Raw genomic sequence first — 11,940 nt, 5'->3', positions numbered from 1 at the left:
GGCTTCAGGTAGAGGGCGGCCAGGGGCGGGAGGGTGAGCTCCACGGAGGCCGGGCGGCCCTGCCAGGGGACGTTCTCGGCCGTGACGGCGCCGAAGTTGCCGACGCCCGAGCCGCCGAACTCCAGGGCGTCGGTGTTGATGACCTCGTCCCAGATGCCGCCGAACGGCAGCGAGACGCGGTACGGGCCCACCGGGGCACCGCTGAAGTTCATCAGCACCGCGATCGGGTTTCCGTCGGCATCCCAGCGGAGGAACGACACGAGGTTCTTCTCACTCGACCCGCCGTCGATCCACTCGAAGCCGGCCGACTCGTTGTCGCGGAGCCACAGCGCGGGGTTGTCGCGGTAGACCCGGTTCAGCGACGACACGAGGTGCAGCAGCGAACGGTGCACCGGCTGGTCGAGAATCCACCAGTCGAGCCCGCGCTCCTCGCTCCACTCCGACGGCTGGCCGAACTCCTGGCCCATGAAGAGCAGCTGCTTGCCGGGGTGCGCCCACATGAAGCCGAGGTACGCACGGAGGTTCGCGAGCTTCTGCCAGTGGTCACCGGGCATCTTCGTCAGCAGGGATCCCTTGCCGTGCACGACCTCGTCGTGCGAGATCGGCAGCATGAAGTTCTCGCTGAACGCGTAGACGAACGAGAACGTGATCTCTCCGTGGTGGTGTGAGCGGTAGAGGGGGTCGGTCTCGATGTACGACAGGGTGTCGTGCATCCACCCCATGTTCCACTTGATGCCGAAGCCGAGCCCGCCCTGCGACGTGGGCTTGGTGACGCCCGGCCAGCTGGTCGACTCCTCGGCGATCATGACGATGCCCGGGTAGCGCTTGTAGGCGGTGGCGTTGACCTCCTGCAGCAGGCTGATCGCCTCGAGGTTCTCGCGGCCGCCGTACTGGTTCGGCAGCCACTCGCCCTCTTTGCGGGAGTAGTCGAGGTAGAGCATGGAGGCGACGGCGTCGACCCGCAGGCCGTCGATGTGGAACTCCTCGAACCAGTAGAGGGCGTTCGCCACGAGGAAGTTGCGCACCTTCGAGTCACCGAAGTTGAAGACGAGGGTGCCCCAGTCCGGCTGCTCGCCGCGGCGCGGGTCGGAGTGCTCGTAGAGCGGCTGGCCGTCGAAGTTCGCGAGGGCGAACTCGTCTTTGGGAAAGTGGCCCGGAACCCAGTCGAGCAGCACGCCGAAGCCCGCCTGGTGCAGGCGGTCGATGAGGTACCGCAGGTCATCCGGAGTGCCGAAGCGCGCTGTCGGCGCGTAGTACCCCGAGACCTGGTAGCCCCACGAGCCGCCGAACGGGTGCTCGGCGAGCGGCATGAACTCGACGTGCGTGAAGCCGAGCTCGTTCAGGTAGTCGATCAGCGGGTCGGCGAGGGTGCGGTAGTCGAGGCCCGGCCGCCACGAGCCGAGGTGCATCTCGTAGACGCTCATCGCCGAGTTGTGCGGGTCGGTGGCGGCGCGCTTCGTCATCCACTCCGTGTCGCCCCACTCGTAGAACGAGTCGGTGATGACGGATGCCGTCTGCGGGGGTACCTCGGAGCGGCGAGCCATCGGGTCGGCCTTCTGCAGCCAGCCACCGTGCTGCGAGAGCAGCTCGAACTTGTACGCGCTGCCGGGCTCGAGGTCGGGCACGAAGATCTCCCAGACGCCCGTGGCGCCGAGGCTCCGCATCGAGTGCCGTGTGCCGTCCCAGCCGTTGAAGTCGCCGATCACGCGCACGGCGCGGGCGCGCGGTGCCCAGACGCTGAAGGAGGTTCCGGTGAAGGCGGCGTTCACGCCCTGCTGCGTGCGGTAGTGGGCGCCGAGAACGTCCCACAGCTGCTCGTGGCGGCCCTCGCCGATGAGGTGGAGGTCGAGCTCGCCGAGCGTCGGGGCGAACCGGTAGGGGTCGTCGGCGCTCCACACCGAGCCGTCGTCGTAGGTGGCGTCGATGCTGTAGTCGTCGAGGCCGGTGATCGTGAAGCCCTGCCAGATGCCGGCGTAGAGGTGCTGCAGCGACGTGCGGGCACCGTTCGCGAGCACCGCGCTCACCTCGCTGGCGAGCGGGCGGAGCGTGCGGATGACGGTGACCGCGTCACCCTCGCTCGCCGGGTTCACGAGGTGCTGGCCGAGCACGGAGTGCGGGTCGAAGTACGAGCCGGTGGCGACCTGCTGCAGCACGTTCTCGGGTACGTCGCTGTGGCTGAGGGCGGTGAGGCCGTCGATCTGGGACATCAGTGGGAATCCGTTCCGTCGGGAGACGTGGGCGTTGACGTGGGCGTTGACGTGGGCAGGGTCGGGTTCGTGCTCGCGTCCGCTTCGGACGAGGGGTCTGGCTCGTAGTGCACCGAGAGGATGTGCACCGGTTCGCCGAAGGCGTTCAGGCGCACGTAGTTGTCGGCGCCCCAGATCCACGAGTCGCCGGTGAGCTGGTCGGTGACGCGGTAGGTCGCTCCGGGCTCGAGCCCGAACTTCGTGACGTCGAGGCGCACGGTGGTCTCGCGCACCGAGTGCGGGTCGACGTTGGCGATCACCAGGATGCCGTCGGGCCGCCCACTCGGGGTGTGTTCACCGGCGAGGTACTTGCTGTAGACGAGGATGGCGTCGTCGTCGCTGGCGTGGATGTCGAGGTTCCGCAGCTGCTGCAGCGCGGGATGCTCGTTCCTGATCTGGTTCAGACGCGTGATGTACGGCGCAAGCGACTGGCCCGACGCCTCTGCGGCCGCGAAGTCGCGGGGACGGTACTCGTACTTCTCGTTGTCGATGTTCTCCTCGGAGCCCGGGCGGGCCACGTTCTCGACCAGTTCGTAACCCGAGTACACGCCCCAGGTCGGCGCACCCGTCGCCGCGATCGCCGCGCGGATCTTGTAGGCCGGCCGCCCCCCGAACTGCAGGTAGGCGTGCAGGATGTCGGGGGTGTTCACGAAGAGGTTCGGCCGGAAGAAGGCGGCCGTCTCGTGCGCGAGGCCGTCGAGGAACTCTTCGAGCTCCTCCTTCGTGTTCCGCCAGGTGAAGTAGGTGTACGACTGTGTGAAGCCGACCTTGGCGAGCGTCTGCATCAGGGCGGGGCGGGTGAACGCCTCGGCCAGCCAGATGATGTCGGGGTTCTCGGCGGTGATCGTGCCGATCAGCCACTCCCAGAAGTCGAGCGGCTTGGTGTGCGGGTTGTCGACGCGGAAGATCTTCACGCCGGCCGCGATCCAGAATCGGATGATGCGGAGCGCTTCGGCCCGGATGCCCGAGGGGTCGTTGTCGAAGTTGATCGGATAGATGTCCTGGTACTTCTTGGGCGGGTTCTCGGCGTACGCGATCGACCCGTCGGGAAGGGTCGTGAACCACTCCGGGTGCTCCGTCACCCAGGGATGGTCGGGGGAGGCCTGCAGGGCGAAGTCGAGGGCGACCTCGAGCCCGGCCTGCTCGGCCGCCTGCACGAAGAGGCGGAACTGGGCCATGCCGCCGAGGTCGGGGTGCACGGCGTCGTGCCCGCCCGCGGCGCCGCCGATCGCCCACGGCGACCCGGGGTCTCCGGGCTCGGTCGTCAGGGAGTTGTTCGGGCCCTTGCGGAACGCCTCGCCGATCGGGTGGATCGGCGGCAGGTAGAGCACGTCGAACCCCATGGCCGCGACCTCGGGAAGGCGTGCCGCCGCGGTGCGGAAGGTTCCGCTCGTCCACGTGCCGTCGTCGCTCTGCGTGGCGCCGAGGGAGCGGGGGAAGAACTCGTACCACGAGCCGAAGCCGGCGCGCTGGCGCTCGACGTTCAGCGGCAGCCACTCGGAGTAGGTGTCGAGGCTGGCGATCGGGTGGTTCTCGAGGGCGTCGACGACCGCGTCGGAGGTGGCCGCCGCATACCTGTCGGCGGCCGGCACGGAGGTGTCGGCGACCGTCGACGCGAGCTGCGTGAAGAGGGTGCGGCCGGCGGCCGGCCTCGTCGTGTCGGCGCCCGCGCGGCCGAAGAGCTCTGCCGCGATCAGGAACATGAGCTCCACGTCGATGCCCGCGGGCACCTTGATCGAGGCGTTGTGGTGCCAGGTGTCGTAGTCGTCGCTGAACGCGCGGATACGGAACTGCCAGGCGCCCTGGGTGGGCAGCTGGGCGAGGGTCTGGTAGCGGTCGAGGCCGACCCCGATCATCCGGAGCCCGAAGCTCGAGACGACACCCGCCGGATCCTGCAGTTCCAGCCGTGCGCCGACGGAGTCGTGCCCCTCGCGGAAGACGGTCGCGCCGAACGGCACGACCTCCCCGGCGTAGGCCTTCGCGGGCCACCGGCCGCCGGAGACGCTCGGGTACACATCGACGATCGGGATGCGCCCGATAGCGGGGACGAACTCCGTCACGGGAGAGGGGGAAGCACCCTTCGACTGCTTGATCGTTGTGCCTTTTACGGTCGTTTTCGCCACTGTCTTAGCCACGCTTCGACCCTACCGACAAAGCAGTGTGAACGTCCGCAGAACATTCGCCCCTTGCGCGTTTGGCGCTGGGTAACCTATTCGCCCTAGGCTTTGCCGAAACCGTAAGGAGCTGCCCGTGAAGGCCATCAGGAAATTCACCGTTCGATCCGTTCTCCCCCCGGAGCTCTCGGCTGTCGGTGAACTCGTCGCCAACCTGCGCTGGTCGTGGCACGAACCGACCAGGAAGCTCCTCGCGCACATCTCGCCCGACGACTGGGAGGCGACGACCGGTGACCCGATCGCGCTGCTCGGCGCCGTCGCCCCTGAGCGTCTCGCGCAGCTCGCGGCCGACGAGGGCTTCGTCGCCTGGGCGAACAGCCTGCGCGACGACCTGAACCGCTACCTCACCGAGCCGCGCTGGTACCAGGCGCAGGAGGAGCCGAAGCCCGCGAGCATCGGGTACTTCTCGCCGGAGTTCGGCATCGCTGCCGCCCTGCCGCAGTACTCGGGCGGCCTCGGCATCCTGGCCGGCGACCACCTCAAGGCGGCCAGCGACCTCGGCGTGCCGATCATCGGCGTCGGTCTCTTCTACCGCGCCGGCTACTTTCGGCAGTCCATCTCCCGCGACGGCTGGCAGCAGGAGAGCTACCCGGTGCTCGACCCCGACGGGCTGCCCCTGAACGTGCTGCGCCTCGCCGACGGTTCGCCCGCGCAGGTCGTGCTCGCGCTGCCCGACGACCGTGCGCTCTACGCCCGCATCTGGCAGGCGCAGGTCGGCCGCGTCAAGCTCCTGCTGCTCGACACCGACATTCCCGACAACGACGACGACCTGCGTTCGGTGACCGACCGTCTCTACGGTGGTGGCGGCGAGCACCGACTGCTGCAGGAGCTGCTGCTCGGCATCGGCGGGGTTCGCGCCCTGAAGATCTACAGCGAGCTGACCGAGACCGCCGAGCCCGAGGTGTTCCACACCAACGAGGGGCACGCCGGCTTCCAGGGCCTCGAGCGCATCTGCGACCTGATCGGCGACGGTCTCTCGTTCGATGTCGCGCTGCAGGTGGTTCGCGCAGGCACCGTCTTCACGACGCACACGCCCGTGCCCGCCGGCATCGACCGCTTCGACGCCTCCCTCGTCGAGCGGTACTTCTCGACCGACCTGCTGCCGGGCGTCGACGTGCACTCGGTGCTCGCGCTCGGCAATGAGGTCGCCAACGGCGGCGTGCCCGGCATGTTCAACATGGCGGTGATGGGCCTCCGCCTGGCCCAGCGCGCCAACGGCGTCTCGCAGTTGCACGGCGAGGTGAGCCGCGGGATGTTCGCCGGCCTCTGGCCCGGATTCGACCAGTCCGAGGTGCCGATCACCTCGGTCACCAACGGTGTGCACGCGCCCACCTGGACCGACCCGCTGCTCATCGAACTCGCCGAGAACAAGCTCGGCACGTCGGAGACGGCGACGGCGAACTGGGCCTCGCCCGACGTGACCGACGACGACCTCTGGGCGGTGCGGAACGACATGCGGCGCCAGCTGGTGTTCGACGCCCGGCACCGGGTCACCGAGGCGTGGCTCGAGCAGAGCCCGGGGTCGATTCCCCCGGCATGGTACCGCGGGCTGCTCGACCCCAACGTGCTGACGATCGGGTTCGCGCGGCGCGTTCCGACCTACAAGCGCCTCACCCTCATGCTGCACGACCCCGCGCGGCTGAAGTCGATCCTGCTGAACCCGTCGCAGCCGGTGCAGCTGGTCATCGCCGGCAAGTCGCATCCGGCCGACGAGGAGGGCAAGCGCCTCATCCAGAAGCTCGTCAACTTCGCCAGCGACCCCGAGGTGCGGCACCGCATCGTCTTCCTGCCGAACTACGACATCGGCATGGCGCAGAAGCTCTACCCCGGAACCGACGTGTGGCTGAACAACCCGCTGCGACCGCTCGAGGCGTGCGGGACATCCGGAATGAAGGCGGCCCTGAACGGCGGGCTCAACCTCTCGATCCTCGACGGCTGGTGGAACGAGTACTACGACGGCGAGAACGGCTGGGCGATTCCGACGGCCGACTCCGTCGACACCCCCGAGGAGCGCGACCAGCTCGAGTCCGAGGCGCTCTACGACCTCATCGAGCACCAGGTGGCGCCGCGGTTCTACGACCGGAACGCCCAGGGCGTGCCCGAGCGGTGGACGCAGTCGATCCGCCACACGCTGTCGACCCTCTCGCCGTCGCTGTCGGCCGAGCGCATGGTGCGGGAGTACGCGCTGCGGCTCTACCTGCCGGCGGCTGCGGCCGCGCATGCGGTGACAGACGGGGACTACGCCGTCGCCGCCGGGCTCTCGGAGTGGAAGGAGCGCGAGCGCACGGCGTGGCCGTCGGTCGCCGTGGTGCACGTCGAGAGCGGCGGTCTCGACGACACCCCGCAGGTGGGCGACGAGCTGCAGGTGCGGGCGCGCGTGAACCTGGGCTCGCTGACGCCCGACGACGTGTCGGTGCAGGTGGTCTACGGGCACACGACGAACGGCGACCAGCTTCAGGATGCCCGCACGGTCGCCCTCTCGCCGGCCGTTCTGGCGACGAACACGACGCCGATCACAATCGTGACGCCGGGCGCCGAGCCCGCGCAGAGCGATGCGGAGGGGCTGTACGGGTTCTCGGGCACGGTGGTGCTGGAGCGGGCCGGTTCGTTCGGCTACACCGTGCGCGTGGTGCCGCGGCACGCGAACCTGGCGTCGTCGGCCGAGCTCGGCCTGATCGCGGCGGCGCGGTAGCCGCCCGGCCCCGCTGCGCGGCGCCCCGCCGGGGCGCCCGCTGCATGGGGTTGCGGGGTGCTGGTGTGCGCGGCGGGGCGGGAGGCGCCCCTCGTTGGGGGAGCGACGCCGATCAGCCGCCCTCTTCGGTGATCAAGACTTTGACGTCGACCACGTCCTGGGTTCCGACGAACTGCTCGATATCCCGCTGTTGTGTGGCCGACCTCACTTGGACGAGAAGAAATTGCGCGTCGGGATGCCCGGCGCGTCCCGGGATGGAGATTGCCGCGGCCTTGTCGAGAGGACCCCGCTCAGCGATCTGCTGCCAGAGGGAGACCGCGCCGTCGACGTCTGCGGAGGGTTCCGCTCGGACCGTGGCCGTGTCGTCGACACTGGTCGCCCGGAATTCGGTGGCTGGCTGTACGCCGCCCAGCGCGGCCGCGGAAGCGATCATCTCGTCGACCGCGGCGAGGAGTGCAGCGGGATCATCCGTGGCGATGGTGACGCAGAAGTCGCCCTCGCACCCGGTCGCCCGGCCCGCCGACACCGTGAGGAAGCGATCGTTGCCCCGCATCTGTTCGAACAGAGCGAGCGTGATAGGCCCCGCGTTGGCGACGCTCCGTGCTTTCCCGACCTGGAACGAGATACGCGAGTCTGACCAGCCTGCTGCTGTGACCCGGGCCGTTGTCGACTCGTACAAAGCAGTGAGCTCGGAGTTGGAGATCGCCGGGTCGACGTCGACGCTCATGTCAAAGATGTACTCGGCGAAAGTAGGGTCTACGGTCACGACATCCGCCGTGGCCCCGAGCACATGCGGCAGGGTGGCGACCCAGGTGGAGAGGCTCACCCCACTCTCTACGGGCTGGTGAGCGCAGCCCGACAGAACGGCGACGGAGCCCGCCGCGATCGCAAACGCGATCCCGCGTGTGATTGGACATCGGCGACGGTTCAGAGAGGACATTCTCTATAGTAACCGAGAATACCTCAAAACATACTGACGGGCGCAGGCGGGGGCGGCGGGCGTCAGTGTGCGCGGAACAGGCGGATCGAGGAGGCGGCGAGGGGCAGCCGCACGCCCGGCTCGAAGGCCGGGGGCCGGGCATCCGGAGCCGACGGCGCGTCTTCCGCGGAATCCCAGAGCAGCTCGTACGAGGTGACGCCCTCGTGGGTCGGCAGCGTGATGGTGGTCGGCGACTCGACGCCGTGGATCACGACCAGCACGCGGTTGAACTCCTCGTGCTCGGGGGTCGACGCCACCAGGAACTGCAGCGTGCGGTTCTCGGGGCTGTTCCATTCGAGGTTGCTCATCTCGCGCCCGTCGGCGTCGTACCAGTCCATCTGGCTGGCGCTCGGCGTGGTCTCGCCGAACACGCCGAAGTGCGACGGCCGGAGGGCCGGGTTCTCGCGCCGGAGCTTCAGCAGGTGCTGCGTCGTCTGCCAGAGCCCGTTCTGCCAGCGGCGGCGGTCCCAGCTGAGCCAGGTGAGCTCCGAGTCGTGGCAGTAGGCGTTGTTGTTGCCCTTCTGGCTGCGCCCGAACTCGTCGCCGGCGGTGATCATCGGAACCCCTGCGGAGAGCAGCAGCGTTCCCATCAGGTTGCGGATGGTGCGCCGCCTGGCCGCCTCGATCGTGCGGATCGGCGTGGCGCCCTCGACGCCGTGGTTGTACGAGAGGTTGTTGTCGGTGCCGTCGCGGTTCGACTCGCCGTTGCCCACGTTGTGCTTGACGTCGTAGGCCGTGAGGTCGGCCAGCGTGAATCCGTCGTGGGCGGTGATGAAGTTGACCGACGCCAGCGGGCCCCTGTTCTGCGGAAAGGTGTTCGCCGACCCGGCGAGGCGGGTGGCGAGCATCCCGACCCCGTCGCCCGGTGACCCGTTCTCGCGGATCGACTTCGTGTCGCGCAGCCAGAATTTGCGCATGCGGTCGCGGTAGCGGTCGTTCCACTCGTGCCAGCCCGGCGCGAAGTTGCCGGTCTGCCAGCCGCCCATGCCGACATCCCACGGCTCGGCGATCATCTTCACCCCGGCGAGCTCGGGGTCGTTCGTGATCGCTTCGAGCAGTGGATGCGCCGGGTCGAAGTAGGCGTCGGCGTTCCGCCCGAGGGTGGCGGCGAGGTCGAAGCGGAAACCGTCGACCTGGCAGTCGTTCGCCCAGTACTTCAGCGAGTCGAGGATGAGGCGGCTGACGGCCGGCACGCTGGTGTCGACGCTGTTGCCGCATCCGGTGACGTCGATGTAGGCCCCCGTCTTCGTCTGCCGGTAGTAGTTCGCGTTGTCGATGCCGCGAAAGCTGGTGCGCGGGCCGGTGATGCCCTCTTCGGCCGTGTGGTTGTAGACGACGTCGAGGAACACCTCGATGTTCGCCTCGTGCAGCAGCTTCACCATGCCCTTGAACTCGCGGAGCACGGCGCTCGGTCCGCCCTGCTGGGCGGCCTTCGTGCCGTAGAACGCGTGCGGGCTGAAGAAGTTCAGGGTGTTGTAGCCCCAGTAGTTGCTGAGGCCCTGCTTCTTCAGGCGGCGCTCGGAGACGAACGCGTGCACCGGCAGGAGCTGCACGGCCGTCACGCCGAGCTTCTGCAGATAGCCGATGGTGGTCTCGTGCGCGAGGCCGGCGTAGGTGCCGCGGAGGTGTTCGGGCATGCGCGTGTTCAGCTTGCTGAGGCCCTTCACATGGCCCTCGTAGATGACCGTGTGATCGAGCGGGGTGTTCGGCTTCGTGGCGCCGTTCCAGTCGAAGTCGTCGTCGACGACGACGCCGCGCCAGAGGTCGGGGCCGGTGCGGGCGAGGCCGCGGGCGTAGGGGTCGAGCAGCAGGGCGTCGGGGTCGAACGAGTTGCGGGGGTGGTCGGGCCCGTTCGGACCGTTCACGCGCAGGGCGTAGCGGCGGCCGGGGGTGAGCCTGCTGCTCGCGGCGTGCCAGATGTCGCCGGCACCCCGGGTCATCGGGAGGGTCGCGGTGATCCAGTTCGCATCGCGGTCGTCGAAGAGGAGGAGGTCGATCGAGGTCGCGTTCTGCGACCAGACGCGCAGCTCGGGGCCGGACTCCGCGCTTCTCGTGATGCCGAGCGGTGCAGAGGAATCGGCAGGTGTCATGCGTCTTAGAGTAGTGAGTGGTTGTTACGGCGATGTTCGGGAAGGTGGTGGTGGCGTGGCTGTCTACCTTGATCACGCGGCGACCACGCCGCTGACACCCACTGCGCTCGCGGCCTACGTGGGGGCGCTCGGGGTGGTGGGCAACCCGTCGTCGATCCACAGCCAGGGGCAGCAGGCGAAGCGGATGCTCGAGGAGGCCCGCGAGGGCGTCGCGGCGTCGCTCGGCGCCGACCCGGTCGAGGTGGTGTTCACGTCGGGCGGCACGGAGTCGATCAACCTGGCGGTGAAGGGGCTGTTCTGGGCGCGGCAGGGGGCGGGTGCTGCGCGTTCTGCGGGTGCTGCCGCTGGGGCGCGCGCTGCGGGTGCTGCGGGTGCTGCGCGCGGGCCGAGTGCGGGTGCTGCGAGTGCTGCGGGCGGGCCGGGTGCGGCTCTGGATGCCGGGGGCAGCGGTGTGGGGCTGCGGCGGCCGCGCGTGCTGGTGCCGGGGGGTGAGCACCACGCCACGAACGACGCGGTCGAGTGGCTCGTGCAGTACGAGGGCGCCGTCGTGGAGTGGCTGCCCGTGGACTCCTACGGCCGCCTCACGCCCGAGGTGCTCGAGGCGGCGCTCGCGGGTTCGGGCGCGGGCTCGGGTTCGGGCTCGGTGGCGGGGTCGGGTTCGCCCGAGACCGGCGAAGGGTCCCAAATCGTGGCTCCGGGCATCCAGAACCACGATCTGGGGCCCCTCGCGGAGCGTGACGGGCCTCGCGGGGCGGCCGGTGACGACGTGGCGCTCGTGACGTTCCTGTGGGCGAACAACGAGGTCGGCACGCTGCAACCCGTGGCCGAGCTCGCGGCGGTGGCCGCGCGTTACGGAGTGCCGGTGCACGTCGACGCCGTGTCGGCGTACGGGTATGTGCCGATCGACTTCCACGCGCTGGATGTGGCGGCGCTGAGCGTCTCGGCCCACAAGATCGGCGGGCCCGTCGGCGTGGGGGCGCTGCTGCTGTCGCGGGCCGCGGAGGTGGTTCCGCTGATCCACGGGGGTGGGCAGCAGCGCGGGCGTTCGGGCACGCAGGATGCCGCGGGTGCTGTCGCGTTCGCTGCTGCCGCGCGGGAGGCCGTCGAGGCGCTGCCCTCGTTCGCCGCCACCGTCGGCGGGTTGCGGGATCGGCTCGTGGCGGGCATCCGCGAGGCTGTGCCGACCGCCGTATTGCGCGGGGATCCGTCGCCCGGCGGCCGGCTGCCGGGCAATGCGCACTTCACGTTCCCGGGCTGTGAAGGTGATTCGCTGCTGTTCCTGCTGGATGTCGCGGGCTTCTCGGTCTCGACGGGGTCGGCCTGCCAGGCCGGGGTGCCGGAGGTGTCGCACGTGCTGACCGCGATGGGTGTGCCCGAGGCCCAGGCGCGCGGGGCCCTCCGCATGACGATCGGCCACGGCTCGACGGCGGCCGACGTGGACGCCCTCGTGGCGGCGCTGCCGGCGGCGGTCGCGCGCGCCGCGCGGGCCGGCTTCGCCGACCGCGTCGTCGCCTGACCCGTGACGCCCGCCGGCACCCGCACACGCCCGCCGGCGCCGCCACCCGGGCCGCGCTCCCGCCCGCTTCGCCGCCCGCGTCGTCGCATGACGCCTGACGCCTGACGCCCGCCGGCTTCGCGCCCGCGTCGTCGCTGGACGCCTGACGCCTGCCGGCTTCGCCACCCGCGCCCTCCCGCCGGCGCTGCCATCCGCCCGCACCCTCCCGCCGGCGGGAGGGCGCGGGTGGCGAAGCCGGCAGGC

Annotated in this window: 6 protein-coding genes; 2 read left to right on the top strand and 4 right to left on the bottom strand. The window is 69.7% G+C overall.

Features of this window, described 5'->3' with window-relative positions; all coding sequences use genetic code 11:
• The coding region (glgB, locus tag C5B96_RS07035; RefSeq protein ID WP_104244322.1) for a 1,4-alpha-glucan branching protein GlgB at positions 1 to 2,207 on the bottom strand (2,207 nt) is incomplete at its 3' end.
• Complete coding sequence (locus C5B96_RS07030) at positions 2,207 to 4,306, bottom strand: alpha-1,4-glucan--maltose-1-phosphate maltosyltransferase (protein ID WP_233189052.1); 2,100 nt, start codon at positions 4,304 to 4,306, stop codon at positions 2,207 to 2,209. The genes glgB and C5B96_RS07030, both read right to left, overlap by 1 nt.
• A 190-nt stretch (positions 4,307 to 4,496) precedes the next feature.
• On the opposite strand from C5B96_RS07030, the gene glgP reads away from it, so the two are divergent.
• Positions 4,497 to 7,112, top strand: coding sequence for an alpha-glucan family phosphorylase (gene glgP / locus C5B96_RS07025; RefSeq protein WP_104244320.1), 2,616 nt, complete (start codon positions 4,497 to 4,499; stop codon positions 7,110 to 7,112).
• A 112-nt stretch (positions 7,113 to 7,224) separates the two neighbouring features.
• On the opposite strand, the gene C5B96_RS07020 is transcribed toward glgP, so the two are convergent.
• Positions 7,225 to 7,839, bottom strand: a complete 615-nt coding sequence (locus C5B96_RS07020; protein ID WP_146078106.1) for a hypothetical protein — start codon at positions 7,837 to 7,839, stop codon at positions 7,225 to 7,227.
• Between the two features lie 275 nt (positions 7,840 to 8,114).
• Positions 8,115 to 10,181, bottom strand: coding sequence for a glycogen debranching protein GlgX (glgX, locus tag C5B96_RS07015; RefSeq protein WP_104244316.1), 2,067 nt, complete (start codon positions 10,179 to 10,181; stop codon positions 8,115 to 8,117).
• A gap of 55 nt (positions 10,182 to 10,236) precedes the next feature.
• Here glgX and C5B96_RS07005 point away from each other — a divergent pair, with 55 nt between their 5' ends.
• The gene (locus C5B96_RS07005) at positions 10,237 to 11,697 is read left to right on the top strand and encodes a cysteine desulfurase family protein (RefSeq protein WP_233189051.1); all 1,461 of its coding nucleotides are present in this window, start codon (positions 10,237 to 10,239) and stop codon (positions 11,695 to 11,697) included.
• The last annotated feature ends 243 nt before the right edge of the window (positions 11,698 to 11,940 follow it).

The sequence above is a fragment of the Subtercola sp. Z020 genome (assembly GCF_002931235.1).
Classification (GTDB): domain Bacteria; phylum Actinomycetota; class Actinomycetes; order Actinomycetales; family Microbacteriaceae; genus Subtercola.
Note: the sequence above shows the minus strand (reverse complement) of the source record. Positions and strands in the feature narration are given on the sequence as shown.

Bases quoted from the DNA above. Each gene is read 5' to 3' on its own strand.
- glgX (WP_104244316.1), bottom strand. From the start codon at position 10,181: ATGACACCTGCCGATTCCTCTGCACCGCTCGGCATCACGAGAAGCGCG.
- C5B96_RS07020 (WP_146078106.1), bottom strand. From the start codon at position 7,839: ATGAGCGTCGACGTCGACCCGGCGATCTCCAACTCCGAGCTCACTGCT.